At 66.9% G+C, this 26,215-nt stretch carries 23 protein-coding genes; 13 read left to right on the top strand and 10 right to left on the bottom strand.

The window, feature by feature from the left end:
- Positions 1 to 20 precede the first annotated feature (20 nt).
- Genes AU193_RS03905 through AU193_RS03915 form a run of 3 tightly spaced genes read right to left on the bottom strand, consistent with a single transcriptional unit; the run spans position 21 to position 3,557 of the window.
- Positions 21 to 797 (bottom strand): glutamine amidotransferase, encoded by a 777-nt coding sequence (locus tag AU193_RS03905; RefSeq protein ID WP_064421039.1) that lies wholly within the window; start codon positions 795 to 797, stop codon positions 21 to 23.
- Between the two features lie 27 nt (positions 798 to 824).
- Positions 825 to 3,068: a catalase/peroxidase HPI gene (gene katG, locus AU193_RS03910; protein WP_064421040.1), complete on the bottom strand. Its 2,244-nt coding sequence runs from the start codon at positions 3,066 to 3,068 to the stop codon at positions 825 to 827.
- A gap of 33 nt (positions 3,069 to 3,101) precedes the next feature.
- Entirely contained in the window at positions 3,102 to 3,557 is a 456-nt protein-coding gene (locus tag AU193_RS03915) for a Fur family transcriptional regulator (RefSeq protein WP_064421041.1), read from the bottom strand.
- Between the two features lie 292 nt (positions 3,558 to 3,849).
- On the opposite strand from AU193_RS03915, the gene AU193_RS03920 reads away from it, so the two are divergent.
- From AU193_RS03920 to AU193_RS03950, 7 genes are all read left to right on the top strand, one after another.
- Positions 3,850 to 5,067: an acyltransferase gene (locus AU193_RS03920; RefSeq protein ID WP_064421042.1), complete on the top strand. Its 1,218-nt coding sequence runs from the start codon at positions 3,850 to 3,852 to the stop codon at positions 5,065 to 5,067.
- A gap of 44 nt (positions 5,068 to 5,111) precedes the next feature.
- Complete coding sequence (locus tag AU193_RS03925) at positions 5,112 to 5,804, top strand: GDSL lipase (RefSeq protein ID WP_064421098.1); 693 nt, start codon at positions 5,112 to 5,114, stop codon at positions 5,802 to 5,804.
- Between the two features lie 63 nt (positions 5,805 to 5,867).
- Positions 5,868 to 7,175: a sensor histidine kinase KdpD gene (locus AU193_RS03930; RefSeq protein WP_082682832.1), complete on the top strand. Its 1,308-nt coding sequence runs from the start codon at positions 5,868 to 5,870 to the stop codon at positions 7,173 to 7,175.
- 18 nt (positions 7,176 to 7,193) lie between these two features.
- Positions 7,194 to 7,625, top strand: a complete 432-nt coding sequence (locus tag AU193_RS03935; protein ID WP_064421043.1) for an SRPBCC family protein — start codon at positions 7,194 to 7,196, stop codon at positions 7,623 to 7,625.
- A gap of 87 nt (positions 7,626 to 7,712) precedes the next feature.
- Positions 7,713 to 9,056, top strand: a complete 1,344-nt coding sequence (locus AU193_RS03940) for an aldehyde dehydrogenase (RefSeq protein WP_064421100.1) — start codon at positions 7,713 to 7,715, stop codon at positions 9,054 to 9,056.
- 287 nt (positions 9,057 to 9,343) lie between these two features.
- A complete protein-coding gene (locus AU193_RS03945; protein WP_064421101.1) occupies positions 9,344 to 10,213 on the top strand; it encodes a hypothetical protein in 870 nt (289 codons plus the stop codon).
- A 34-nt stretch (positions 10,214 to 10,247) separates the two neighbouring features.
- Positions 10,248 to 12,854 (top strand): hypothetical protein, encoded by a 2,607-nt coding sequence (locus AU193_RS03950; RefSeq protein WP_064421044.1) that lies wholly within the window; start codon positions 10,248 to 10,250, stop codon positions 12,852 to 12,854.
- Positions 12,855 to 12,857: 3 nt separating this feature from the next.
- On the opposite strand, the gene aceA is transcribed toward AU193_RS03950, so the two are convergent.
- Both aceA and lhgO read right to left on the bottom strand, forming a co-directional pair.
- Positions 12,858 to 15,155: an isocitrate lyase ICL2 gene (aceA, locus tag AU193_RS03955; protein WP_064421045.1), complete on the bottom strand. Its 2,298-nt coding sequence runs from the start codon at positions 15,153 to 15,155 to the stop codon at positions 12,858 to 12,860.
- A gap of 57 nt (positions 15,156 to 15,212) precedes the next feature.
- Complete coding sequence (lhgO, locus tag AU193_RS03960) at positions 15,213 to 16,421, bottom strand: L-2-hydroxyglutarate oxidase (RefSeq protein WP_064421046.1); 1,209 nt, start codon at positions 16,419 to 16,421, stop codon at positions 15,213 to 15,215.
- A 158-nt stretch (positions 16,422 to 16,579) separates the two neighbouring features.
- Between lhgO and ripD the strand changes: the two genes are divergently transcribed.
- Both ripD and AU193_RS03970 read left to right on the top strand, forming a co-directional pair.
- The gene (gene ripD / locus AU193_RS03965; protein WP_064421047.1) at positions 16,580 to 17,122 is read left to right on the top strand and encodes an NlpC/P60 family peptidoglycan-binding protein RipD; all 543 of its coding nucleotides are present in this window, start codon (positions 16,580 to 16,582) and stop codon (positions 17,120 to 17,122) included.
- A 102-nt stretch (positions 17,123 to 17,224) separates the two neighbouring features.
- A complete protein-coding gene (locus tag AU193_RS03970; protein ID WP_064421048.1) occupies positions 17,225 to 18,409 on the top strand; it encodes an acyl-CoA dehydrogenase family protein in 1,185 nt (394 codons plus the stop codon).
- 24 nt (positions 18,410 to 18,433) lie between these two features.
- Here AU193_RS03970 and AU193_RS03975 read toward each other — a convergent pair whose 3' ends face one another.
- The 3 genes from AU193_RS03975 to AU193_RS03985 form a co-directional block, all read right to left on the bottom strand.
- A complete protein-coding gene (locus AU193_RS03975) occupies positions 18,434 to 19,984 on the bottom strand; it encodes a class I adenylate-forming enzyme family protein (protein ID WP_064421049.1) in 1,551 nt (516 codons plus the stop codon).
- A 66-nt stretch (positions 19,985 to 20,050) separates the two neighbouring features.
- Positions 20,051 to 21,010 carry an esterase family protein gene (locus AU193_RS03980; protein ID WP_064421102.1) on the bottom strand — a complete coding sequence of 320 codons (960 nt, stop codon included), beginning with the start codon at positions 21,008 to 21,010 and terminating at the stop codon, positions 20,051 to 20,053.
- Between the two features lie 219 nt (positions 21,011 to 21,229).
- A complete protein-coding gene (locus AU193_RS03985) occupies positions 21,230 to 21,898 on the bottom strand; it encodes an MOSC domain-containing protein (protein WP_082682820.1) in 669 nt (222 codons plus the stop codon).
- A 126-nt stretch (positions 21,899 to 22,024) separates the two neighbouring features.
- Between AU193_RS03985 and AU193_RS03990 the strand changes: the two genes are divergently transcribed.
- Entirely contained in the window at positions 22,025 to 22,456 is a 432-nt protein-coding gene (locus AU193_RS03990) for a DUF4383 domain-containing protein (RefSeq protein ID WP_064421050.1), read from the top strand.
- Positions 22,457 to 22,557: 101 nt separating this feature from the next.
- Here the strand turns inward: AU193_RS03990 and AU193_RS23035 are convergent, their stop codons facing one another.
- Positions 22,558 to 22,698, bottom strand: coding sequence for a hypothetical protein (locus AU193_RS23035; protein ID WP_156425104.1), 141 nt, complete (start codon positions 22,696 to 22,698; stop codon positions 22,558 to 22,560).
- A 254-nt stretch (positions 22,699 to 22,952) separates the two neighbouring features.
- On the opposite strand from AU193_RS23035, the gene AU193_RS03995 reads away from it, so the two are divergent.
- From AU193_RS03995 to AU193_RS22680, 3 genes are all read left to right on the top strand, one after another.
- On the top strand, positions 22,953 to 23,471 hold the full coding sequence (locus AU193_RS03995) for a hypothetical protein (RefSeq protein ID WP_064421051.1): 519 nt from the start codon (positions 22,953 to 22,955) through the stop codon (positions 23,469 to 23,471).
- Entirely contained in the window at positions 23,462 to 25,045 is a 1,584-nt protein-coding gene (locus tag AU193_RS04000; protein ID WP_064421052.1) for a threonine/serine exporter ThrE family protein, read from the top strand. Before AU193_RS03995 ends, AU193_RS04000 begins: the two co-directional genes overlap by 10 nt.
- A 74-nt stretch (positions 25,046 to 25,119) precedes the next feature.
- Complete coding sequence (locus AU193_RS22680; protein WP_082682821.1) at positions 25,120 to 25,470, top strand: hypothetical protein; 351 nt, start codon at positions 25,120 to 25,122, stop codon at positions 25,468 to 25,470.
- Positions 25,471 to 25,480: 10 nt separating this feature from the next.
- On the opposite strand, the gene AU193_RS04005 is transcribed toward AU193_RS22680, so the two are convergent.
- Positions 25,481 to 26,128, bottom strand: coding sequence for an FKBP-type peptidyl-prolyl cis-trans isomerase (locus tag AU193_RS04005; protein WP_172798207.1), 648 nt, complete (start codon positions 26,126 to 26,128; stop codon positions 25,481 to 25,483).
- Positions 26,129 to 26,215: the final 87 nt, after the last annotated feature.

Raw genomic sequence — 26,215 nt, forward strand, 5'->3', positions numbered from 1 at the left:
GGCAACCCGATGCCCAACCGTCAGCGTGCATACCGGTTGACGAACCGGCGCAGGATGGTGTGCGGATAACGGACATCCCATTGGCGCACAGCCTCTTTCAACACTTCCGCGGACTCGGGCGGAAAGTATCCGTAGTCCTTGTAGACGTTGATGCGGGTGATCACTCCGTCGAGGTCCAGTTCGGGATGGAACTGCGTGGCGTACACGTGACGCCCCACCCGAAACGCCTGGACCGGGCAGTCCGGTGACCACGCGAGGCGTTCGACGCCGGGCGGAAGCGAGGTGGCGCCTTCGCGATGGCCGCCGTAGGCGTCGAAAACCTCCGGCACCTCGGCGAACAGTTCGTCGTCGCGGCCAGCCGACGTGACGGTGACGGTCAGCCCGCCGACCGGTTCCGGATGTGTGCGGTCCACCGTGGCGCCGATGACCGTCCCAAGCGTGCCGACGCCATAACAGCAGCCGAGAAACGGGTAATCGCGGTCGACGATGCGCCCGATGAGTTCCAGTAGCTCTTCCTCGACCCGCCGCTGCGTGGCCGACTTCGTCTCGACGGGATCGCTGACGTTGTAGGGCCCGCCGCCGAGGATGACTCCGGACCAGTCGTCGAGGTCGATGCGTCCCAGGGCTTCATGGGTCAACCGGATCCGGTGCATGCCGGTGGAATCGAGGCCGGCGAATCGCATCATCGCCCGGTACTCGTCGTCGGCGGCTTCATCCTCTCCCCGGATGGACAGCAACAGAAACGGCGTAGACGGCACGACACCCCGCGAGCCCGATGAGCCCGCGGGGTGCCGCATGCCGTTACCGACGATCAGACTCGCCTGTTAATCCAAGTCGAACCGATCGTTGTTCATGACTTTCACCCAGGCGGCGACGAAGTCCTCGACGAACTTGTCCTTGCTGTCGTCCTGCGCGTAGACCTCGGCGATGCCGCGCAGCACCGAGTTCGAGCCGAACACCAGGTCGTTGACGGTGGCTGTCCACTTGAGCTGTCCGGTCCCGCGGTCCACACCCTCGTAGACGTTCTCCGCCGAACCCGACTTCCACTCCGTGCCCATGTCGACCAGGTTCGTGAAGAAGTCGTTGCTCAGCACGCCCGGCTTGTCGGTGAACACGCCGTGCTTGCTGCCGCCGTGGTTGACGTTCAGCACCCGCAGGCCACCGATCAGCACCGCCAGTTCAGGAGCGGTCAGGTCAAGCATGTAGGCCCGCTCGACCAGGAGCTGCTCCAGCGGCGCCTTCTCACCCGCCCGCGCGAAGTTACGGAAGCCGTCCGCCCGCGGTTCGAGCACCGCAAACGACTCGACGTCGGTGTCCTCCTGCGAGGCGTCGGTGCGCCCCGGCGCGAAGTGCACGTCGATCTCGTAACCGCCGTCGCGCGCGGCCTTCTCGACCGCCGCCGAGCCGCCCAACACGATGATGTCGGCCAGCGAGATCTTCTTGCCGCCGGTGGCCGAGGCGTTGAACTCCTGCTGGATCCGCTCCAGCACGGGCAGCACCTGAGCCAGCTCGGAGGGCTCATTGGCCTCCCAGTTCTTCTGCGGCTCCAACCGGATCCGGGCACCGTTGGCGCCACCGCGCTTGTCGGTGCCGCGGAAGCTCGACGCCGACGACCACGCGGTCTTGATCAGCTGTTGCACGGTCAGGCCCGAGTCCAGCAGCTTGCTCTTGAGCTGGGCGATGTCCTGCTCGTCGACGAGTTCGTGATCCACCGCCGGCACCGGGTCCTGCCAGATCTCCTGCTCGGGGATCCACGGCCCGAGGTAGCGGCTGACCGGCCCCATATCGCGGTGCATCAGCTTGAACCAGGCCTTGGCGAAGGCCTCGTCCATCTCTTCGGGATGGTCAAGCCAGCGACGCGTGATCTGGCCGTAAATCGGATCTTCCCGCATCGAGATGTCGGTGACCAACATCGTCGGCTTGCGCGGCGGGCCGCCGAACGGATCGGGGATGATCGCCTCGGCGTCCTTGGCCTCGAATTGCCAAGCGCCACCGGGACTCTTGGTCAGCTCCCACTCGTAGCCGTACAGGTTCTGCAGGTACCCGTTGCCCCACTGCGTCGGGGTCGGCGTCCAGACCACTTCGAGGCCGCTGGTGATGGTGTCAGGGCCCTTACCCGAGGCGAACGCGCACTTCCAGCCGAGGCCCTGCTGCTCGATCGGCGCGGCCTCGGGCTCCGGCCCGACCAGATCGCCGTCGCCGGCGCCGTGGGTCTTGCCGAGGGTATGGCCGCCGACGATCAGCGCCGCGGTCTCCTCGTCGTTCATCGCCATCCGGCCGAACGTCTCGCGGATGTCGTGCGCCGCCGCCAACGGATCCGGCTTGCCCTCGGGCCCTTCCGGGTTGACGTAGATCAGGCCCATGGTGGTCGCGCCGAACGGCTCGGCCAGCTTGCGCTCCGAATCATTGGTGCCGCCGTAGCGCTGGTCGGTGCCCAGCCAGGTGTCCTCCTGGCCCCAGAGCATCTCCTCGGGCTCCCAGATGTCCTCGCGACCGAACGCGAAACCCTTGGTCTTGAATCCCGACACCTCGAGTGCGGCGTTTCCGGCGTACGCGATCAGGTCGGCCCAGGAGATCTTGTTGCCGTACTTCTGCTTGATCGGCCACAACAGCCGCCGGGCCTTGTCGAGCTGAGCGTTGTCCGGCCAGCTGTTAAGCGGCGCGAAACGCTGGGCACCCTGGCCCGCGCCGCCGCGACCGTCGAAGATCCGGTAGGTGCCGGCCGCATGCCAGCTCATACGGATGAACAACCCGGCGTAGCTGCCGTAGTCGGCAGGCCACCAGTCCTGCGATGTCGTGATCAGCTTGTGGACGTCGGCCTTGAACGCCTCGAGGTCGAGCTTCTTGAATTCCTCGGCGTAGTTGAAGTCCTGGCCGAGGGGATTGCCCTTCTCGTTCTGCTTGTGCAGCACCGCCACGTCGACCTGGTCGGGCCACCAGTCCCGGTTCGTCAGCGGAGCGTGCGTCTTCGGCTTCGGTGAATCGATAGCCGGGTTCTCGCTCTCGCTGTTACTGGCCGTCTTGGAATCGTCGTGAGGCGGGCGAGCGTCGGATGTATCAGATGACACAGCGTTCCTTCCGGTGGGTTGATTGGGCTGTGATCACGGTTGTGATCGGGAAACCTGCGATACCAAACACTCTGGGCACAAGCCCCAGTAGATGACCTCGGCCTCGTCGAGAACGAATCCGTCCAACGCGCCGTTGGGGTCCGACGGTGTCAGGCAGGGCGCGTCGCCCACGGCGCAGTCGATGTCGGCGATGACGCCACACGACCGGCACACCACGTGATGGTGGTTGTCGCCAACGCGCGACTCGTAGCGGGCGACTGAACCGGACGGTTGGATCTTGCGCACCAGCCCCGCGGTGGTGAGCGCGGCGAGCACGTCGTAAACCGCCTGTCGCGAGACGTCGGGGAGGGCACAACGCACCGCGCTGAAGATCGTCTCCGTATCGGCGTGGGGGCGTCCGTACACCGCCTCCAGCACCGCAAGCCGCGGGCGGGTCACACGAAGATCGGCCGCGCGTAGCCGATCCGCGTAGTCGGGCGTAGGGGACACGCTGCCAATATGCGCTGTTTTCTGGAATCAGTCAAGACTCGGTGCAAGACTTGTTCCAACGGCGTGTCGGGCAAGTTTCCACCGACGTTGCTGTCGTCGCCGAAGTGCCTCGTTACCAACGCTTTCGAATGTCGCGCGCCGCAGGATGCGCACTTTTGGTGCGTGAACACCGGGCGGTCGCGCTGCTACCCTTCGCTGGCTGCCGGGTCTGTGGTCAGGGGAGTGGACCACCCGGTGAGTGTCCTCAGTCGATACCCGAACGAAACGCTACGGACTTCGCGAAGAGAGTGTTGTGCGCACTGGAGAAATCAAGGCCCTTTCCGGCCTGCGCATCATCGCCGCCGTATGGGTCGTGCTCTTTCACTTCCGGCCACTGCTCGAGCAGACCATGCCGGGGTTCCGCTCGGCGTTGGCCCCAGTGCTCGACTGCGGCGCCCAGGGAGTCGACCTGTTCTTCCTGCTGAGCGGGTTCGTGCTGACGTGGAACTATCTCGACCGCATGGGACCGTCGTTCGAGTGGCGAGCCATCCTGCGTTTCCTGTGGCTTCGGCTGGCCCGCGTCTGGCCGGTCTACCTGGTGACGATGCATCTGGCGGCCTTGTGGATCATCTTCACCCTGCAGGTCGGACACGTGCCGTCACCGGCGGCCGAGACACTGACGGCCACCAACTATCTGCGCCAAGCGCTGATGGTCCAACTGTGGTTCGTGCCTTATTTCGACGGCTCCAGCTGGGACGGGCCCGCCTGGTCGATCAGCGCGGAGTGGTTGGCCTATCTGCTTTTCGGCGTTCTGATCCTGGTGATCTTCCGAATCGCTCGGTCGACGCGGGCGCGGGGCCTGATAGCGCTGGCCTTCGTCGCCGTGATGCCGCCGATCCTGCTTCTGGTGGCGTCCGGACAGTTCTACACCCCGTGGAGTTGGCTACCGCGGATCGTCATGCAGTTCACCGCGGGCGCGCTGATCGCTGCGGCGGTCCGCAAGCTCGACCCGAGCGATCAGGCTCGGCGCGCCGCCGGGTACGCCGCACTACTCCTCGTCGTCGCGATCGTCGCGATTCTGTATCGGCTCGATGCACATCCGCTGCCGAAGATCGTCGACGGCGCCGGCCTGGTCGATGTGCTGTTCGTGCCGCTGCTGTTCGCATTGGCGATCGGCGCCGGGTCCGTGCCCTGGCTTCTCTCACGCAGTCCGGTCGTGTATCTCGGACACGTGTCGTTCAGCCTCTACATGGTTCACGAATTGGTGCACACCACCTGGAACTGGATGGTGGAGCAATTCGGGCTGCGCCTGTCATCGGACTTCACGGGCAAGCTCATAATGGTTGCCTTGCTTGGCACCGCGCTGATCGGCGCGGCCATGCTGTACCACTTTGTCGAGGAGCCCGCCCGAAAATGGATGCGCAGCATGATGAACGGCCCCACCGCGTCGGCCTCGAATGCGCCGGGCAAGTTGCACACCGTGTCTCGGCCGCCCGAACGGTCCGAGGCGATGACGGCCCGCGCCGGGTGACGACGCTTCTCACGCGCCTGTTCTCACGGCCCCACGCCGGTGCGGTGAGGAGCACCCTGACCGTCGCGGTGGCGATCGCCATACTCCTGGTCACCGGTTGTCAGCTCTCGAAGCCGATGGAGCACAAGGAGATCGACGCGCTCAGCTTCGCGCTCAACCGCATCGCGGTGATCGGCGACTCGTACACGACCGGCGGTCCGGAAGGCGGGCTCGGCGAGAAATCCTGGACCACCCTAGCCTGGCAGATTCTGGCCGCGCAGGGATTGTCCACGACGGCTGACGTCGGCGCCGAGGGCGGAGCGGGCTACGGCACCCGCGGCAACCGGGGCAGCCTGTTCGAGGATCTGACCGCCGCGACGGTGAAACCCGACGACACGCTGGTGGTGTTCTTCGGTTCACGCAACGACCAGAACGTCGACCCCACTCAGTTGTCGGTCCTCGTCTACGGCACGTTCCGGTTGGCACGGCGCATCGCGCCGTCCGCGCGATTCCTGGTGATCGGACCACCGTGGCCCACCGCAGACGTCCCCGCCACGATCGTCCGCATCCGCGACACACTCAAGTATCAGGCCGAAGTGGCGGGTGCGACATTCGTCGACCCGATCGCCGCCCGCTGGTTTGTGGACCGGCCCGAGCTGATCGGCCCCGACGGCGTTCACCCCACCGACGCCGGTCACAGCTACATGGCGGAGAAGATCGCGCCGCTGATCGGCGCGCAGCTGCCGCGGCGGATCTGATCCGTCCTATCGTTGCTGATCGTGCGACTCGGTGGACGCCTTTACCAGCTGCTGACCCGGGTGATGTCGCTGCGCATCATCGTCATCGTCGCGGCGCTGTCGGTCGTCGCACTGGTGATCACGTTGGGTGCGTGGGTGTGGTTCGGCGTCACCAACGACCAGTACAGCCAGCTGGACCGTCGCCTCGACTCGGTGAGCAGCCTCGGCGACATCAGTGAGCTGCTGCGCACCGCACAACAGGCCGACCTGAACCCACCCATCCCGGACGGCGGCCTGGTGCGCACCGCCCGCGTCGGCGGGGTCACGGTCTCCATACCGGAGAACATCGTGTTGCCGCGGTTCGACGTGGGTTACGCCGACACCACCATCGACGGAGTCGAGTACCGGGTTCGGACGTTCACCGCCGGCGGTGCCTTGATCGCGATCGGCGCACCGCTCGCCGAGACTCAACGCCGCATCGACGAACTGCACCGACGCGTGCTGCTGATCTGCGGAGGCGTCATCGTCGGCACCGTGCTCGTCGGCTGGGTCATGTGGTCGATCATGATCAACCCGTTCCGTCTGCTCGCCCAGCAGGCGCGCGCGATCAACGCTCAGTCCAAACCCGAAGAGGTTCAGGTGCGCGGCGTGCAGGAGGCCGTCGAGATCGCCGAAGCCGTCGAGGGGATGCTCGCCCGTATCGGCGATGAGCAGCAGCGAACGCGAGCGGCACTGGAGTCGGCGCGAGACTTCGCCGCGGTGGCTTCGCACGAACTTCGCACACCCCTGACCGCCATGCGCACCAACCTCGAGGTGCTCTCCACGCTTCAGATGGGCGACGAGCAACGCCAGGAGGTGATCGCCGACGTCATGCGCACCCAGAGCCGGATCGAGGCCACACTCACCGCGTTGGAGCGGCTCGCGCAGGGCGAACTGACCACGGTCGACGACTTCGTCCCCGTCGACATCACCGAACTGCTGGACCGGGCCGCACATGACGCGATGCGCAACTATCCGGGGCTGAAGGTGTCGCTGTCGTCATCGACGACGGTGCTGATGATCGGACTGCCCGCCGGGCTGCGACTCGTCGTCGACAACGCGATCACCAACGCGGTCAAGCACGGCGGCGCCACCGAAATCCGGCTCGGCACAGTCGCTTCCGGTGAAGGCGTGCAGATCACCGTCGACGACAACGGTTCCGGGATACCCGAGGACGAACGCGCCGCGGTGTTCGAGCGGTTCTCCCGCGGCTCGACGGCCGCGCGATCCGGATCGGGGCTGGGCCTGGCGTTGGTGGCTCAGCAGGCCGAACTGCACGGGGGCGCCGCCGCGATGGAGGCCAGCCCGCTCGGCGGGGCACGGCTGGTGTTGCGGCTGCCCGCGCCGAGTTGAGCTGGCTACGATTCCAAGATGGCCAAGCTCGAGTTGTCGCGTCAGCTCACGCTGAGTCCGCAGGACGCGTGGGAGCACGTATCGGATCTCAACGCGTTGGGGGACTGGCTGGTCATGCACGAAGGCTGGCGTAGCGAGTTGCCCGATGAGTTGACGGTCGGCACCACGATCGTGGGCGTCGCGGGGGCCAAGGGGTTGCGCAACCGCGTCACCTGGACCATCCAGAAGTTCGACCCGCCCAAGCTGATCGAGGTCACGGGAAAAGGTGTCGGCGGCACCAAGTACGGGCTCACGATGAAGGTCGCGCCGGTCGACACCGGCTCGGCGTTCACCCTCACCCTCAACCTCGGGGGAGCGCCGCTGTTCGGTCCCATCGGAGCGACGGCGGCCCGCGCGGTCAGAGGCGACATCGAACGTTCGATCCGCAAATTCGAAGAGCTCTACGGCTGAAACACCGGGCCGCGTGGCCGCATTTGCATAACGCGGTTGATCGTGATTTCAGCGGGTACCACGCTTCGCGTGTCGCAGACCATGGAGATGACTGTGCTGGACCCGCGCACCGGCGACGAAGTCAGCAAGGTCCCGATCACCGATCCCTCGAGCTGCGCCCAAGCTGTGGCTCGAGCCCGCGCAGCCGCGCCGGGTTGGGCGCGGACCCCCGCCGCCGAACGCGCGGCAGCGCTGACCAAGGCGGCCGCGGCGGTGCGGGCCGCCGCGGAGGAACTGGCCGGGCTCAACGAACGTGAGACCGGCAAGCTCCGCGACGACGCGCTGGGCGGAGTCGACGCGGGCGCGGGCACACTCGTGCAGTACGCCGAGCTGGGACCGCTGCATCGCGGCCGAAGCCTGCACGGCTCGTGGTCCGCGACCGACCTGATGGTTCCCGAACCGCGCGGTGTCGTGGCGGTCCTCACTCCGTGGAACGATCCCGTTGCCGTCGCGGCCGGCCTGCTGGGCGCAGCGTTGGTGACCGGAAACACGGTGGTGCACAAGCCAAGTGAACGCTGTCCGGCGACCGGTCGGCGGTTTGCCGAACTGCTGGCCGAGCAGCTTCCCGACGGTGTGCTGGAGATCCTCGACGGTGACGGATCGGTCGGCGCCCGGCTCGCCTCGGCGGCCGACGTCGACGTCGTGGCGCACGTGGGCAGCAGCGCGACCGGTCGGGCGATCGCCCGAGCTTGCGCGGAGCGCGGCGCCAAGACCGTACTGGAGAACGGCGGCAACGACGCGCTGATCGTCGACGCGGGCGTGGACCCGCGGTGGGCGGCCGAGCAGACCGCGCTGGGCGCGTTCGCCAATGCCGGGCAAATCTGCGTTTCGGTGGAGCGCGTCTTCGTGGTCGAGTCGCTGGCCGGGGCCTTCCTCGACGAGTTGGCATCGCAAGCCCAAGCGTGGGAGGACCGGATCGGGCCGCTGGTCGACCGGCGGCAGCGCGACGTCGTACAGGACCAGGTCGACGACGCGGTCGCGAACGGTGCACGCGTCCTGGCCGGCGGCGCGCCGCGGCCGGGTCCGGGTTCGTTCTATCCGCCGACCGTTCTGGCCGACTGCACACCGCAGATGCTGGTGTTCCGCGAGGAGACCTTTGGTCCAGTCGCGCCGGTGCGAGTGGTGCCGGACTTCGAGACCGCGCTGCGCGAAGCGGCCGATGACCGCTACGGGTTGGCCGCGACCGTGCTGACCGCCGACATGGGGCATGCGCAGGAGGCGTGGCGTGCCCTGCCGGTCGGCACGGTGAAGATCAACGACGTCTTCGGCGGCGCGCCCGGCGGGGCGTCACAGCCGCGCCGCGCTAGTGGCAACGGCTTCGGGTTCGGCCCGGAACTGCTCGACGAGATGACCGAGATGAAGGTCGTACACATCTCGCCGCCGAACACCTGAGCCCCGGCCGACGACGCAACCTCATACGTCGGCACACTTGTGCTTGCCAGCAAAGTATCGATCTTGCCAATCAGTGCAAATTCTCCACGTACCAGGCGGCAACCCAGCTTGAGCTTTCGGTGGAGTTAATTAGCTTGACGTGCATCTAGCTGCGGCAACATGAAAATTTACGGTGATTTTTGAAATAAGTTGTTGATCTTGCTCACACGTGGGTACGTCTCTCGACATCAATGTTGTCCAGATCACTCGGCGACAGCAACGTCGAAGTGCGCACACGGGAGAGAGCCATGACCACTCAGGGACTGACCCCAGAAGAAATCGCAGCCGAGGTGGCCACCGTGCTACCAGACAAAGAGGTCGTCTCCATACTCGACCTCAACGTCGACGTGGACGTCTTCCTCGACGTTGCCTCGCCGATCGATCTCGCCGTTGCGGCGCAGCTCAACGTGGCAGCGCCGATCGACGCAGCGGCGGCAGCCAACGTACTGTCCGAGGGTTCCACTGCCGGTGCCTTGGTAGAACAGTCGGCCGACGTCAACCAGATTCTCGAGGCCGACGCGACGGCGATCTCCACTCAGGACAGCGGTATCGACCAGACCGACGAGGCGGACGGCGATGCGGCCCCGCCGCCCCCGGACGACGGCGGCACGGTGGAGGTCGGCGATTTGGCCACCCTCGAGGGTCCCCTGCTCAACGTCAATGTGAACGTCGACCTCGACACCGACTTGGCTGCGCCGATCGCCGGCGCGGTGGCGGCTAACGCGAACGTCGCGGCGCCGATCAGTGCCGCAGTGGCGGCCAACGTGCTGTCGATCGACTCCGAGGCGGACGCCCTCTCCTATCAGGATGCAGTGGTCAACCAGGAACTGAGGGGCGAGACCTATGCGGGCGCGGACCAGACGTCCGAGATCTTGCAGGGAACCAGCCAACCCGACGACGAGGACCCGACGAGTGGCACTGAGGTGATTTCGGCGCCCAGCTCTACCAGCGACTCCACCAGCAGTTCCTTGAGCGGTTCGACCGGCGCCAGCACCGGTGACAGCACGAGCGGAGGGGACAGCAGCGGCGGCACCTCCAGTGCCGGCACTTCGAGCGGCGGCGACAGCGGCTCGGGTGGCGACAGTGGCGGCAGCAGCGGCGGCGGTTCTGCCGGCTGACGCTCGGCCCTCTCACTGAAGCGATGGTGCCGACATGACCGTGACAACCGAGCGGGATGCGGCGGCCCAGAGTGCCGTCCTGCAGCACGCGGACGGTGTCGAACTGATCGGGGCGATGGCGGGATCCGGCTACCGGATTCCGCCCGCCTTGGTCCGTCGCGCCGACGGTCAGACGATCCAGCTCACTCCACTGCTCTACGCGGTGCTGAGCGAAATCGACGGCACGCGAACCGCTTCCGAGGTCGCTACCGCGGTAACGGAGTCAACAGGGCGGACCGTTACCGAGGACAACGTCCACGAACTCGTCGACGCTAGATTGCGGCCGCTCGGCTTGATGCTGCTTGCCGACGGCGCAGAACCCGAAGTGAAGAAGCGCCCTCCGCTACTGGGTCTACATCTCAAGCGGGCGGTAACCGATCCGGAGCAGACCCGGCGCTTCACCGACCCGTTCCGGTTTCTGTTCCGGCCCTGGGTCGTCATTCCGGTTCTGGCGGCCTTTCTTGTTGTCTGCTGGTGGGTGTCGTTCCGCAAGGGTCTGGCCGCCGCGGCCTATGACGCGTTCGAACGCCCGGGACTGCTGATCCTCGTATTCGCGGTTACCGTGCTGTCGGCAGGTTTCCACGAGTTCGGACACGCAGCGGCCGCACGGTACGGTGGCGCGACGCCCGGTGTCATGGGTTTCGGCCTGTATCTGTTGTGGCCCGCCTTCTATACCGATGTGACCGACTCGTACCGCCTCGGGCGGCGTGGGCGACTGCGCACCGACCTCGGCGGGCTGTACTTCAACGCCATTGTCGCGGTAGCCATTACCTGCCTGTGGCTATCGCTGAGATATGACGCGTTGCTGCTTGTCGTGGCCACCCAGATCATCCAGATGATCCGCCAACTCACGCCGCTGGTTCGGTTCGACGGCTACCACGTGCTTGCAGACCTCACCGGGGTGCCCGATCTCTACGGCCGAATGAAGCCGACGCTGCTCGGCATGCTGCCGTGGCGGTGGGGTGATCCGCAGGCGCGCCAGCTGAAATGGTGGGCGCGCATCGTGGTGACCGCCTGGGTGATCGTCGTGGTCCCGCTGCTGCTCGGCATGATCACGTTGGCCGTTCTCGCACTGCCCCGGCTGCTCGGTTCGGCGTGGGCAGCGTTGAACAAGCAGCAGGATGTGCTGGCCACCGCGTGGGTCGACGGTGACATGGTGCAGGCGGTCGCGCGCGTACTGGCGATGATCGCGATCGTGATCCCGATGGCCGGACTGATCTATCTGCTGACCCGGGTTGCCCGGCGAATCGTCACCACCGCATGGAAGGGCACATCGGGTAAGCCGGTGAAGCGACTGCTCGCGGGCCTCGCTGGCGCGGCTGCTCTGGCCGGTATCGCGTATGCATGGTGGCCGCTGGCCGACAACTACCGACCCATCGAGGCGTCCGAGCGCGGCACCCTCGGCGATATCGTCTATGCCTTACGCGTTGAGCGATTGGGCGATTCGCCGCGGACCGTTCAGGAGACGCCGAAACCCGTTGCGGCGACACGTGCTCTTGCGCCCGGCCAGCGCGGTGTGATGCCGGCGCTGTGGGACACCCGGACGGCGCCACCGACATTCAGGACGCCGCAGCTTGCGGTGATCCTCGTACCGCGACAGCCGATCTCGGCGGCCAACGGCGGCGGGTACATCGTCGCCGCCCCGGCCACGCAAGCCGATCAAGGCTGGGTGTTCCCGTTCGACAAGCCTGTCGCACCCGAACCCGGTGACGGCAACAATCAGGCGCTCGCCGTGAACACGACCGACAACACCGTCGTGTACGACGCCGCGTTCGCGCTCGTCTGGGCGACCGACGAGGAATACGCGATGAACGTCAACGAGGCTCACGCCTACGCATCGTGCGAAAACTGCGCGGCGGTAGCGATCGCCTACCAAGTGGTGTTCGTCATCGATCAGGATGAATCGAACGACAACGTCGCCGTGCCGCAGAACTTGGCCGGTGCGCTCAACTACGAGTGCGTCAACTGCATGACGTACGCGCTCGCCCGCCAATTGTTCGTCACACTCGACGAGGACCTCTCGCCGGAAGCCAAGGCGGAGCTGAACGAACTCTGGGAAGAGATCGCCGCATACGGCGATCAGATCGCGGCCGGTGAGGCGGACCCGAACGAAATCGACGGGCGGCTGGCCGAATACACCGAACAGATCATGTGGATCGTCGAGCGCGACCAGCCGGGTACGTTCCCGTCGCTCACACAGACGACGGCTGTGCCCACTACCCAGCCCACCACCGCCGCGGCGCTGCCCTCGGCAACGAGTACACAACCGAGCGCCTCGGTTGCGGAAGCGACCGCAATCGTCGACGCGGCTAGCCCAACAGACACCGTGTCCGAGGAGCCCTCATCCACGACCGAGGATGCGACGACGTCCAACGCGCCGACATCAGAGTCGGTCACCGAAAGCACGGTCACAGACGCGCCAACGACCGTCGCCAGTGATTCGACCGGCAGCACCACCGGCACCACGACCGGCACCACCGGAGGAACGACGACTGGCACTAGCGGCGGAACCACCAGCGGGACCACCAGTGGCAGCACGGGTGACTCGACGGACGGCTCGACGTCGGACGGTTCGACGTCGGACGGCTCCGACTCGCCGTAAGCGTCAGTCCTCCTTGCGGATCAACCGGCCCAGCGCCTCCCGGTCGGGGTTGAGCAGTTCCTCGATCCGCGGCTGGTTGATGTCGGCCACGATGATCTCGCCGACCTCCTGGTACACGTCGGTGAAGATGCCGTGCGACTTCATCTTCTCGGTCTGATAGATGTTGTCCTCGGTCGGCGTGACGTAATACATGATCTCCGGCTTGAACCGGTGAATCAGCCAAAGGTGGACCACGCTCATCAGCCGCTTCTGGCGCAGCTTCTCGGCGAACGTGTTCTGGTCGCGCACCGTCAGGATGCTGCGACCGTGCCGGTCCTTGATCGGGTCGACGATCACGTTGGCGAGTTTTTCGTCCGCACCGTCACGCTCACCGAAGATGCCCAGCTCGAGCACGTCTGATCCGGGTCGAGTCGGACGCAGTTGCACCCGCAGCCTCTCGTCGAGTTTGTAGTGCTCGCCCCACATCGCCAGCCACTCCTCGAGCAGCTTTTTCGGAACCTCGGTCTGCACGAGGTGCTGATGTTGGGTCGAACCCTTGCCCATTGCCTTGGTGGTTGCCAGGCGGCCCGACGACGCGGCCAGTGCGGCATCGCTGCGCGGCCCGCCGACAAGCGTCTGCGGTGTGCGATAGGGCGATTCCACCAGGCGCATCTTGCGCTGCAACCGCGCCAGCGCCAGCATGCCGTCCTGACGCAGTGCGGTGGCGAACTCCTCGGAAGCGACACCGTCGACCTGATGACCGCCGTAGGTGATGAAGTTGAAGACGAACCCCATCTTCCCGAGTTCCTCGGGGAACGCCCGCATCTCGTCGTCGGTCATGCCGGTGGTGTCCCAGTTGAACGAGGGAGACAGGTTGTAAGCCAACATCTTCTCGGGGAATTCGGCGTGGATGGCCTCGGCGAACTCGCGCGCGTCGGCGAGGTCGGCGGTCTTGGTCTCCATCCACAGGATGTCGGCGAACGGCGCTGCGGCAAGCGATTTGGCGATCGCATAAGGAATGCCGCCGCGAACCTGGTAGTAGCCTTCCGGGGTCTTGGCCAGCTCGCAGTCCCACCCGACGGCCGCCCCAATCTCCCTGGCCTTCTCACGCGCGGTGTACAGCGGCGCGCGCTCGGCGAACGCACGCCACTCCGCGACGCTCATGTCGAGTTGTTCGCCCTCGCTTTCCCGGAACTCGAGAAGCTCCGCGACCGCCTCGCCGTACGTCATCACGCCGGCGTCGACCTGCCAGGCGTCGACGGCCTTCGATTCGACCCGGTCGAAGATCGCGTCGATCTCACCGTCGGGGCGGTCCTGGTACTCCGACGCGGCCTCGGAAACGGCGTCACCGATGCCGTGGCGGTCGAGCCAGGCGTTGGCGGTGGCGTACTCAGCTTCGGGCAGCGCGTAGAGCAGGTGACCGTTGAGTTCGGTGACGCCCGCCTCGTAGAAGCGCCGCATCATCGCCAGGTAGCACGACTTGTACGACGGCACCTTGAGGTTCGTCACGCCGAGCAGGAACGGTTGGTCGCGCTCGTCGGCGCGGCTGTCGATCAGGTTGGCCGCCTCGGCATCGGTGCGGGCCACGATGATCCCGGGAACCCGCATGATGTCGAGCTGGAAGCGGGCGGTGTTGAGCCGTTTGATCTGCTCGTCGGACGGCACCAGCACCTTTCCGCCCTGATGGCCGCACTTCTTCGTCCCCGGCCGCTGATCCTCGATGTGGTAACCGGGCACGCCGGCCTCCACGAAGCGACGAATCAGGTTGCGCACGTGCGGATCTCCGCCGTGGCCGGTATCGGCGTCGGCGATGATGAACGGTCGGTAGTCGACGGCGGGCGTCGTGTCGCGCTGCCCTGGTGGCATCTGCAGCCGCAGGTACTGCTGGTTGCGGTCGGCGGTGAGCAGTGCGCGGACCAGGCCGGCCGCCTCCTCGGGCACCTGGCTGAGCGGGTAGCTGGCCAGGTCGGGTCCGGGGTCTTCGGTGGTGGACCCCTTGGCGGATGTCGCCCAGCCGCCGAGGTAGATGCCCTCGATGCCCATCCGCTTCATCGTCACGGCCTGGCCCGGCGAGTACGGCCCGAAGGTGGTGATGCTCTTCTTCTGGGCGAAGAGTTCGCGCAGGCGCTCGTAGAACGCCGTGGCCGCCTCGCGCGCCACGATGTAGTCGGAGGGAATCGTGCCGCGCTGTTCGGCGACCTGACGGGCCGAGTAGAGGCGGATGATCCCGTCGAATCTCGGGCTGTCGAAGTACCGCTGCGTGGCAGCGACCTCCTGCTCGAACGGGGTTTGAGGCGCGGCGTCCGCTTCGATGATGGCCATGCCCCCACAGTACGACCCGCCCTTGCCGGGGATGGCGTTATCAGCAGGGCGGAGGCGTTACGTCGACGCTTCGAAGGTGTCGACGACGTGCTCGGCGATCGCCAGCGCCGAGGTCGCCGCGGGCGATGGCGCATTGCGGAGCACCACGACGCGCCCGCGGACACTGATCCGGAAGTCGTCGACCAGACCGCCGTCGGGGTCGAGGGCCTGGGCCCGCACACCCGCGGTGCCGCGCACCACGTCCACGTCGCGCAACGACGGCACGTAGGCCCTGGCGGCGGTGATGAATCGCCGCTTGGACAGCGACCCGGACACCTCGCGGACCCCTGTGCGCCAGTGCCGCCGGGCGAACCGCCAGAAGGCGGGCGTCGAGGCGATGCCGGCCAGATCGCGCACCGACACCGTGCCCCAGGTATAGCCCTCACGCGCCAGTGCCAGCACCGCGTTGGGCCCGATCAGCACCTCGCCGTCCACCCGCGGGGTGAAGTGGACCCCCAGGAACGGATAACGCGGGTCGGGCACCGGATAGACCAGACCGTTGACCAGATCGCGCCGGTTGGGTTCCAGCGCGTAGTACTCGCCGCGGAACGGCATGATCACCGGATCGGGGCCGTCGCCGGCCATCTCGGCGAGCCGGTCGCTCTGCAGGCCACCACACACGACGGCCCGGTCGAATCGGGCCCGGTCACCGCTTCCGGCCGCGCGGACCCTGACCACCACTTCGGTATCGCCCGCCCGTAGCCCCGTGACCTCATGTCCGACAAGGACTTTCGTGCCGGCTGCGGTAGCATCGGCGGCAAGCTTTCTGGTCACCTCCGCATAGTCGACGATCGACGTGGACGGGGAGTGCAGGGCGGCGATGCCGCGCACGTTTGACTCGAGTTCGTGCAGTTCGTCTGCTCCGATGATCCGGACTCCCGGGACTTTGTTCGCCAACGCGCGCTGCTCGATGTCGGCGAGCCTGGCCTTCTCTTCTTCGGTGAGCGCGACCAGGACCTTGCCGCAAGCGATCCGGCGGATTCCGCGCTCGGCGCAGAACTGTTCGAGCAGGTGCACACCGCGACGACACAGCAGGGCCTTCTGCGAACCGGGTTGGTAGTACAGACCCGCATGCACCACCCCGCTGTTGCGCCCGGTTTGATGCGATGCAAGGCGGTCTTCCTTCTCGAAGAGCGTGACTTCGGAGTCGGGACGGCGCCGCGCGATCTCGCGGGCCACCGCCACGCCGAGGATGCCGCCGCCGATCACCGCGACTCGTTCGGTCATCGCCAGACGCCGCAACAAAGGAAGGTAGTCACTGTTCGGTTACGGTACTGCATCTCATTGACGCTGAGCCAGGCGCGAATTGGCATCACGAGCAAACCACGCGGTACAAGTGATTACAGCGCCATCGGTATGCGCAGACGAAGAAAGAGCAACGAACCATGAGACGCATCTACGCCCTGGTGCTCGGTGTCGCCCTGTTGGTGATCATCCCTGGGGTGGCGGCCGCCGCACCATCCTCGCGGTCCGCGGCAAACCAGCAGGCGGTCGACCTCGTCATCGCCCGGGGTCTTGCGCAGCGCGGTGTCCCGTTCTCGTACGGCGGGGGAGACGCGAACGGGCCGACGCGGGGCAGCGGTACGGCCGAGAATGCCGCGGGTCTCGACCGTGAGGGTCGCATCGTCGGGCTGAATCCCGCGGTCAGCACCGTCGGTTTCGACGCCTCCGGCCTCATGGTCTATTCGTTCGCCGGTATCGGGGTCAAGCTACCGCGGTCGTCAGGCGCGCAGTACAACGTCGGGCAGAAGGTGTTGCCGTCCGAGGCGCTGCCGGGAGACATGATCTTCTACGGCCCCAACGGAAATCAGAGCGTGGCACTGTATTTGGGCAACGGGCAGATGCTGGAGGCCACCGAATCCGGTGTGGCGACGTCGCCGGTGCGGACCAACAACATGGCGCCGTACCTGGTTCGCATCATCAAGTGATCGCCTGCCGGCAGGCGCCCGGCGCCTTGACCTGACCCTCAGGGAGTCCCCGAGGTGGCCGAAGTGTGGGTGCGCGGCGACGATCGCTGATAAAGAGGACTCATGTCGTCGACAATCGAAGCCGCCGAGGGAATCGCCGAACGGGTGCGCACCCTGCGCGAGATCGTGCAGAGGGAAGCCGGTGAGTCGGAGCGGCTGCGCACGCTCAGCCCAGCCGTCGTGGAGGCGATGTGGGACACCGGGCTGATGACGGCGTTCAACCCCGCGCCCGCCGGTGGCAGCGAACCGTCGTTCGCCGAGATGATCGAGACGTGGATCGAGATGGCCTGGCAGGACGGATCTTTCGGCTGGATCGGCATCGCCAACCTGCCGTCGTCGTTCGCTGCCGCCGCGTACCTGCCCGACGCCGGGTTCGCCGAGGTGTTCACCGCGCTCGACAATCGGGTCACGATGGGCGGGCAGTTCTTCCCGAACGGTCAAGGCGCCGCGGTACCCGGCGGTTACCGGCTGACCGGATCGTGGAGCTTCGGTTCGGGGATCGGGCATGCGCAGTATGTCGCTGCCGGCTTTCTTCCGATGGACGGGACCGAGATGCGCTGGGTCAGCGAAGGGGTGCCGGACATGCAGGTCGCCATCCTGCCGCGTGAGGAGGTCAGCTTCAACGACGGCTGGTACGTGCAGGGGCTCAAGGGGACGGGCTCCTACGACTACAGCGTCGAGGACGTTTTCGTGCCGGCCGAGCGGACGTTCGCGTTGTTCACGCGCGAGCCGCTGCGCGGATCCTCACCGGCGACGCGGATGGGCATGATGCCCGTCACCGCGGCCGGGCATGCGTCATGGGCGCTCGGCGTCGCCAAGAGCATGTTGGACGACGTCGAAGAACTGGCCGCCACGAAATACCGGATGAGTGACATGGCGTCGCTGGCCAGTCGGCCGACCTTCCAGAAGGGGCTGGCCCACCACGTCGCGGCGTGGCGGGCGGCGCGGCTGCTGGTGCTCGATGCGTTCGCAACGGCAGAAGCCAGTGTGGCGGACGGGGAGGACTTGACCCCGGGCCTGCGCGCGGACATGAGGGTGGCCGCGGTGTATGCCACCGACGTGGCCCGCCAGTGTGCGGAGTGGGCACATCTGGTCGCGGGCACCAGCTCGATCCGCGAAGGCAGCCGTCTGGAACGTGCGTTCCGCGACATGTACACCGGTACCCAGCACGCGTTCATCAGCGAGAAGGTGGCGATCGACGCGGCTCAGGTCTGGCTCGGGATCATCGAGGACCAGTTCGGCCTCTGATCATCCCGTGCGGCGACGACCGGGTCACCGGACAACCGCTTCGAGGACGCCGTCGACGATCATGGCGCGCAGCGTCTTGCGGTCGAACTTTCCGCTGGGCAGGATCGGGATCTGATCGCCGGAGACCAGCACCCAGCGGGTCGGCACCTTGTACGCGGACAGGTGGTCGCGGGCGTGCGCGGCCAACGCCTCGACGTCGATGCCTTCGGCGGTGGGCACGACGACTGCGCATACTTCCTCCCCGCGTCGCGCGTCGTCGATGCCGAGCACGAGACACTGTGCCACGCCGGGGGATTCCTCGATGACCGCCTGCACCTCGAGCGGTGAGACATTGGCGCCGGCGGCCTTGATCATGTCGGTGGTCCGGCCGACGTAGAACAGCCGCGGGTCGCCGGGTCTGCGGTAGACGCGGTCACCCGTGTGGTACCAACCGTTTTCGTCGAAGGTCTCCCACCGCTCGCGCTTGTTGTAGCCCGCCATCACGCCGATGCCGCGGATCAGCAACTCGCCGACCTGCCCGTCGGGAACCGGTGTGCCGTCGTCGTCGACGATGCACATGTCGGTGTACGCGAATCCGCCCGCGGTCTCGGACATGGTGCGGTGCACGGGATATCCGTCGGGTACGTCGACCATCGCGATGTCGAGCGGTCCGTCGCGCAGCATCGGCGCGCAGGCCAGATCCCGGCTGGGGAAACTCGGATGGTCACGGAGCCGCTGGGTGAACGCGGGCCATCCGACGACTCCGGCGGCCCGCTCACGCTCAATCAGATCCAGTGCGCCTCTGGCGTCCAGTCGGGGCATGACGAGCACGGTGACGGGTTCGTGCAGCGCGCCGGTCGCCGCGAGCAGGCCCCCGACCCAGAAGAACGGCATCGCGCACAGGATCCGCACAGCGCCTTCGCTTTTGGAGACCGCACGGATCGCGTTCGGCCATGTCGACGTCTGCCGCACAAGGGTGCCGTGGGTGTGCATGACACCCTTCGGATCCGCGGTCGAACCCGAGGTGTGGATGACCACGGCGAGATCGGCGGGGCTCACCTCGTCCTGCGCGGCGGCCAGCACCTCGGCGGGCACACCCTTGCCGTCGCACCCGGTGGCCCAGTGGGGGACTGGGTGGTCGACGAACACGATCCGGCGTAGGTATGGGGCGGCCGTCATGGCCAACCGTGTGCCCTGCTGGGCCGTCAACTCCGGCCAAGCCTTTTCGAATCGGTCGGCGACGTCGATGCTCAAGACGCGGCGGGGAGCGACGATGAGCGCGATGTCGGCCAGCCGGGCGACTTTGGCGATCTCCGCCGGGGCGTACAGCGTGCTGAGCGGCACGGCCAGTGCGCCGATGCGCGACACGGCAAGCCACCAGATGATCCAGTCCACCCCGTTGGGGAAGAACAATCCGACGCGGGTGCCCTTGCCGACGCCCTCGCCGATGAGCCATCGAGCTATGCGCGCCGAGCGCTGATCCGCCTCGCGGTAGGTGAGTCGGTCCGTCGGGGTGACCAGATAGGTGTGGTCGCCGAATTCGGCGGAAGCGCGCGCTAAGAGCGCGGGAACGGTCGGTCGCGGCTGCTGGGTCACGCAGTGATTGTCTCCAAACGCGCACTGGGCGACCGCACGAGGCGGTCGTCCAGTGGCGTCAGGAGCTCAGGCGCCCAGCGTGGCCTGGATGTCACCCTTCATCGCGGCCAGTTGCGAACCCCAGTAGCCCCATCCGTGGGTGCCGTTGGCGGGGAAGTTGAACGTGCCGTTGCTTCCGCCCGCTGCCTCGTAGGCCTGCTGGAAGTTCTTGTTGCTGTCCAGCGTGATGGTCTCGAGGAGTTGACCGGCGATGTCACCGCCGCCGCCGAGTTCGGACGGGACGCCGTTGCCGCAGTAAACCCAGATGCGGGTGCCGTTGGCCACCAATGAGCCGACGTTGACCGTCGGGTCGTTGCGCGTCCAAGCCGCGCTGCCGGGTGGGCCCCACATCGCCGTGGCGCTGAAGCCGCCCGAGTCGCGCATGGCGACGCCGACCAGCAGCGGCCAGAGGCCCTCGGAGAGATTCAGGAAGCCCGACAGGGACGCCGCGTAGCGGAACTGGCCGGGGTAATACGCCGCCAGGATCAGCGCCGCGCTGCCCGACATCGACAGACCGACCACCGCGTTGCCGCTGGGCGAGACGCCCTTGTTGGCGGCCAGATACGCGGGCAGTTCGGAGGTCAGGAAGGTCTCCCACTGGTAGGTGTAGGTGCCGCCGTTGCCGACCGCGGGTCCTTGCCAGTTGGTGTAGAAGCTGGACATGCCGCCGACCGGCATCACGACCGACAGCCCCGACTGGTAGTAGTTCTCGAACGCGGCGGTTTCGATGTCCCAGCCGCTGTTGTCGTCGCGCGCACGCAAGCCGTCGAGCAGGTAGACCGCGTGCGGACCACCGCCCTGGAACTTGACGGGAATGTCGCGGCCCATGGCGGCCGAGGGGACCATGAGGGTTTCGACCGGTAGGCCGGGACGGGAGTATGCCGCGGCGGTGGACGTTCCACCCACCGCCGCGACGAGGCCCGGTATGAGCAGGGCCGTCAGCGCGCCGGCCATCATGCGCCGCGCCCAATTGTGTCGCAATGTCATCGCTGTGAACTCCTGATTGAGGGATACCGCCGAGCGGTCATCGCGGATGGGCGTTCCGGTGCCGGGTCTCGGCTGCCGGTTCAGGTGCTGCTGCTTCACACCTGCCGCGTAGGAAGACACCCGCCGCCTGTAGCCGCTGCTGATCGTTATGTCGGCATCGGCGGCGGTCCCGTTACCGACGCGTCGGGGCGTCACCGTCTTAGCGAGCCGCCGCAGTGGTCATTTGCCGTTGGCCGACAGGCGCCGACGTGCGTAAGCCTTGAGTTCGGCGGACAACGCGTCGGCCGCGAGCAGCTCTGGAAGCAAGGACCGGTCGGACATCCTTGCGCGGAATGCCAACTCGACGGTCACATCGTGGTCGGGGCGGTGCTCGATGGAGATCGCATCGCCGGCCCCCACCGTACCCGGCGAGATAACCCGCAGGTACGCACCGGGTTTGGCGGCCGCGGTGAAGGTCTTCATCCAGCGGTCGATCTGAAGGAAGGCCGCAAAGGTGCGGCACGGGGTGCGCGGCGCCGAGACCTCGAGCAGAAGGCCGTCGGTGCCGACGCGCCAGCGTTCACCGATGCGGGCCTGCGTCACGTCGACGTTTGCCGTGGTGAGGTTCTCGCCGAACATGCCGTTGCTCAGCGGGCGGTCGAGTCGACTTTCCCAGTCGTCGAGGTCTTCTCGCGCATATGCGTACACGGCTTGGTCGTCACCGCCGTGCAGCTTCGAATGCCCGATGGTGTCGCCGACGAGTCCGCTACCCAAGCCGCCGCGCAACGGGCCCGGCGCACGCACCGCGACCCGATCCGGCACTGCAACCTTGTCGATACCCGTTGATCTCGATGGCGCATCGGGATTGACCCGCACCCGTGCGACATTCACTGACAGCACTCGCGCCACCCGGACAGGTTAGCGGCGGAATCGGCAAGCGGCCTCGACAGGATTTCCCGACTCGAGCCCTTAACAAGGGCTACTACCGAGCGTAGTATTCACGGCGTCAGGATCGACGAAGCGGAGGACGTATCCGTGAAGTGGAGTTTCGCCCAAGTCGGCCTGCTGGTCATCGCCATCTTCCACATCCTCCAGGCGGTGATCGGCTTCATCGTGGAGCCGAGCTTCGCGACGGGCCCGGGTGCACCGACCGCGCAGATCCTCGGAATGGACTTCAACGGCTGGCACGCCGTCGCCGGACTCGCCCTGTTCGGACCAGGGCTGGTGTTCGTGTTGCGCAAGTCGTGGTCGGTGTTGTATCTGCTCGCCGCGGCGGTGGCGGTCGCGTTGCCGGGCTTGTGGGCTTTCTTCTCGCATCAGGTCGCGTACGTGTTCACGTTCCCTAACAACATCACCGACGCGGTGGTTCATCTGGTGACGGCCGCGGTGATGTTGGCGATCGCCGGTATCCAGATCCGCATGGACGGTGGTTTGCAGAACTCGCTGGCCGATCTGCATCACCGCTAGTGTGCACTCAGATCGCGAAAAGCCGTGATTCGGTATGGATTTGCGATCTGAATGCACGCTAGCGCGACCGCCGGCGCCACACCGAGTGCGGTTGACCCCCGCTACTCGGCGCCGTCCTCGTCGTCGGCCGAAGGCAGGCCCTCGGGTGGCGGCGTCGAATACGCAGGGGCTGTCGGCGGAATACCTTGTTCTGCGCTGTCGCCCTGCTTCGCGTCGTCCGAGGGTTGTTCGGGTGAGCTCATCGTTTCTCCTAGGCCGTGATCTTCACGGATCGTCTCGCCGAGCGATACCCCCGCCCCCAACGGGAGAAACCGCGTAGTTGGGATCGGTAGCCGAACGGTTCCCGGGTACGAACAGCGACGCCGGCGGTGGCAGGCGACCGTAGCACCGCTCGAAATCAACTGACCGAGGGCCCATCCAACGTGTCGTACCCCGGAGTCGACCGAGCGCGAACGAGTTCGCTTGAGCGACACCATCGGTGGCTATCGTGAGTCGAATGCACGGCTGGACCGCCGCCGCGTCCTTCGGACGCTCGGACTGCGAACTCATCGACGACGCCCTGCTCGCCCAGCCCGTCCTCGCCCTCACCAGCCTGACGTACGTCGCCGTCGGGATCTTTGTCCTGTGCTGGGCCATGCGCGGAAGAGCGCTGCTGACAGGAACCGCAGGAGTGGCGCTTGTAGGTGTCGGTGTCGGCAGCTTCGTGTTCCACGGGCCTCAGCCGCCGTGGGCGGGCCCGGTCCACGACTGGCCCATCGTCGCGTTGGCGGGGGTGTGCGTCATCGGTGTGGCCCGTGGCGCGCGAGGGCAGCGGTCGGCGTGGGTCGCTGCGGCCGCGATCTTCGCGCTCGGTCTGGCCGCCTATGCAGCTGGGCGCACGGGTTCGCCGCTGTGCCGGCCGGACAGCCTGTGGCAGTACCACGGTGTCTGGCATGTGTTGTCGGGCGCCGCAGGGGGATTAGCTGCCTGGGCCATGATGCCCACACCTCAGTATCGTTCACCTGGATGCCGTTAGATCGAACGCCGCGTGGCCGCGTCCGCCGCGGCCTACGCAAGGCGCTGCGCGGCCCCCGCGATCCGGCGCCCGTCGCGGGGCAACGGCGCCGACGTTCCGAGGGCATGGGCGACCTGCATACCCGCAAGGTGCTCGATCTGACGATCCGCCTCGCCGAGGTGATGTTGTCGTCAGGCTCGGGCACCGCCGATGTCGTCGCGACCGCTCAAGACGTCGCCCAGGCCTATCGACTGACCGACTGCGTCGTCGACATCTTCGTCACCACCGTCATCGTGTCGGCATTACCGACCGCGGACAGCCCGCCACTGACCATCGTCCGCGCGGTGCACACCCGGTCGACGGACTACACGCGGCTGGACGACCTCGACCGACTCATCCAGCGGATCACCGCCGGGGGTGTGACCGTCGACCAGGCCCATGAGGCCATGGACGCCTTGACCGAACGCCCGCACCCGTACCCTCGTTGGCTGGCGACCGCGGGCTGGGCCGGCTTTGCCCTGGGAATCGCGATGCTGCTCGGCGGCGACTGGCTGACTTGTCTGCTGGCTGCTCTGACGTCAGCGGTCATCGACCAGGTGGGCCGGAGGCTGAACCGGATCGGCACCCCGTTCTTCTTCCAGCAGGTGACCGGTGCGGCGATAGCCACCACGGTCGCCGTGGCGGCGTTTCTCTATGCCGATGTGGGGCCGACGGTCATGGTGGCCACCGGGATCGTGATGTTGCTGTCGGGGCTGACGCTGGTCGGCGCCATGCAGGACGCGGTGACCGGCTACATGCTGACCTCGATCGCCCGGCTGGGGGAGGCGGTGTTGCTCACGTCGGGAATCGTCGTGGGCATCCTCGCGGGGCTGCAGGTCGCCGAGATCGCCGGCATCTCGATCTCGCTGCACGTCGACGCGACCGAATCGTTCATCGCGCCGAGCGGTGCGCTGAGGATCTCGCTCGCGGTGTTCGGGGCGGCGTTGGCGGGCGCGTGTCTGACCATCGCGAGCTACGCGCCGCTGCGGGGGATCCTCACCGCGGGACTCGTCGCCGGACTCGCCGAGGCGGTGCTGATCGCTCTGGGCAACGCGGGCTTCGGCCAGGTGTTCGCCAGCGGAGCGGCCGCCGTCGGGGTGGGTTTCGTCGCCACGCTGATCTCGATCCGACGGCAGGCGCCCGCGCTGGTGACCGCCACCGCGGGCATCATGCCGATGCTGCCCGGCCTCGCGGTCTTCCGCGCGGTGTTCTCCTTCGCCGTCGACGGTAACTTCGACAACGGGATCCGCCAGATGATGTCGGCGATCGCGATCGCGCTCGCTCTCGGCAGCGGGGTGGTGTTGGGGGAGTTCATCGGCTCGCCGTTGCGCTTCCGCGCCGGGCGCATCGGCGACTTCCTCCGCAAGGAAGGCCCACCCGGGCTCCGTCGAGCGGTCGGTCGCGTCGCCCGTCTCCAGCCGGCCGGCGACCAGCCGGGGCAAATCCCGCGAATGCGAAGCGTTGCCTTGCAACCGTCGCCGACCGACGACACGGAGCCGGATTCGCAGGACAGTGACCCGTCCGAAGAGGACACTGAGGGCACGGAGAAGCAGTAGCTGCAAAGTTTGGCCGCCGCGGCCCAAGGTTATAAATTCTAAGCATCATTCGCTCTACCGCTGGAGGCACGCTGATGAGCTCCTCGAAGACCACGCTGCCTGGCGTTGCAGTAGCAGGCGGGCTGATCGCGGCCACCCTCGGCCTGAGCGCTCCGGCAATCGCCCAGCCGTCTCCGCCGCCACCGCCGCCGCCGGCGCTGGCCGCGGAGATACCCAATGCCGCACCTCCACCGCCGGGCGCTGCCCCGCCACCTGCCAGGCCGATGGCCGGCGAACCGGTGCCGGCATGGGCGCCGCGGAAGCCCGCTGAGTTCTGGAACGGGGAGCCCGTCGTGTGGTTCTCAGGGTGGGGAGGACGTTGGGGCGTGTGGAAGAACGGCGGCTTCATCCCCCTGACCAAGAATCCGGTCACCGCCGGGGGCTGACCCGCCTACGTCACCTCGAGGCGTCGAGGATCTTGATCGCGAAGATCAGCGAGTCGCCTGGCTGGATTCCGGCGGCCGGCTGACCCTCGGGGTAGCCGTCGGCGGACGTCATCGCCACGGCGACCGTCGACCCGACCTTCTGTCCCGCGATGGCCTTCTGGAAGCCGGGCACGACTCCGTCGAGCGGGAAGTCGACGGGCGTGCCCCGTTCGTAGCTGTTGTCGAACACCGACCCGTCGCGACCATTGACGCCCATGTAGCAGACAAAGACCGTGGCCGTCTCCGCGACCACGGGCCCGTCACCGGGCTTCAGCGTGTGCACCTGGGTCTCGGACACGCTGAACGGCGGTTGCACGTTGATCAGTGGTGCCGTCGCGTCGGTGGACCCGGTGACGGAGACGCTGCCGGTGTCGCCGTTGAGCGTCCACTCGGGTGTGCCGCCGAATTGCGGCGCCGCCGTCGGGCACATCGCGCTGGCCGGATCGCCCGTTTCGACTGGTGGCGGGATGAACTCGTCGGCCAGCGAGGACGTGGTCGTCGAGGAGGTCGTGTCGGTCGATGAAGCTTCCGTGTCGGAGCCGCACGCGGCGAGAGCCATAACCGTCGATGCGGTGAGGGCGATCAGCCCTACGGGAAGAGACACACGCGAGGAGTTCACGACCGCCACGCTACAGATCGCTAAGCGGACGGTGCTCCGATGGTCTGGGCGGCCGCGGATGTGTGTTTTGATACGCCGGTTCGGCGC

Source organism: Mycobacterium sp. GA-1285 (assembly GCF_001499905.1).
Taxonomy (GTDB): Bacteria; Actinomycetota; Actinomycetes; order Mycobacteriales; family Mycobacteriaceae; genus Mycobacterium.

Bases quoted from the DNA above. Each gene is read 5' to 3' on its own strand.
- AU193_RS03905 (WP_064421039.1), bottom strand. From the start codon at position 797: ATGCGGCACCCCGCGGGCTCATCGGGCTCGCGGGGTGTCGTGCCGTCT.
- AU193_RS03930 (WP_082682832.1), top strand. From the start codon at position 5,868: ATGTCGCTGCGCATCATCGTCATCGTCGCGGCGCTGTCGGTCGTCGCA.
- AU193_RS03935 (WP_064421043.1), top strand. From the start codon at position 7,194: ATGGCCAAGCTCGAGTTGTCGCGTCAGCTCACGCTGAGTCCGCAGGAC.
- AU193_RS03940 (WP_064421100.1), top strand. From the start codon at position 7,713: ATGACTGTGCTGGACCCGCGCACCGGCGACGAAGTCAGCAAGGTCCCG.
- AU193_RS03945 (WP_064421101.1), top strand. From the start codon at position 9,344: ATGACCACTCAGGGACTGACCCCAGAAGAAATCGCAGCCGAGGTGGCC.
- AU193_RS03950 (WP_064421044.1), top strand. From the start codon at position 10,248: ATGACCGTGACAACCGAGCGGGATGCGGCGGCCCAGAGTGCCGTCCTG.
- aceA (WP_064421045.1), bottom strand. From the start codon at position 15,155: ATGGCCATCATCGAAGCGGACGCCGCGCCTCAAACCCCGTTCGAGCAG.
- lhgO (WP_064421046.1), bottom strand. From the start codon at position 16,421: ATGACCGAACGAGTCGCGGTGATCGGCGGCGGCATCCTCGGCGTGGCG.
- ripD (WP_064421047.1), top strand. From the start codon at position 16,580: ATGAGACGCATCTACGCCCTGGTGCTCGGTGTCGCCCTGTTGGTGATC.
- AU193_RS03970 (WP_064421048.1), top strand. From the start codon at position 17,225: ATGTCGTCGACAATCGAAGCCGCCGAGGGAATCGCCGAACGGGTGCGC.
- AU193_RS03980 (WP_064421102.1), bottom strand. From the start codon at position 21,010: ATGACATTGCGACACAATTGGGCGCGGCGCATGATGGCCGGCGCGCTG.
- AU193_RS23035 (WP_156425104.1), bottom strand. From the start codon at position 22,698: ATGAGCTCACCCGAACAACCCTCGGACGACGCGAAGCAGGGCGACAGC.
- AU193_RS03995 (WP_064421051.1), top strand. From the start codon at position 22,953: ATGCACGGCTGGACCGCCGCCGCGTCCTTCGGACGCTCGGACTGCGAA.
- AU193_RS04000 (WP_064421052.1), top strand. From the start codon at position 23,462: ATGCCGTTAGATCGAACGCCGCGTGGCCGCGTCCGCCGCGGCCTACGC.
- AU193_RS22680 (WP_082682821.1), top strand. From the start codon at position 25,120: ATGAGCTCCTCGAAGACCACGCTGCCTGGCGTTGCAGTAGCAGGCGGG.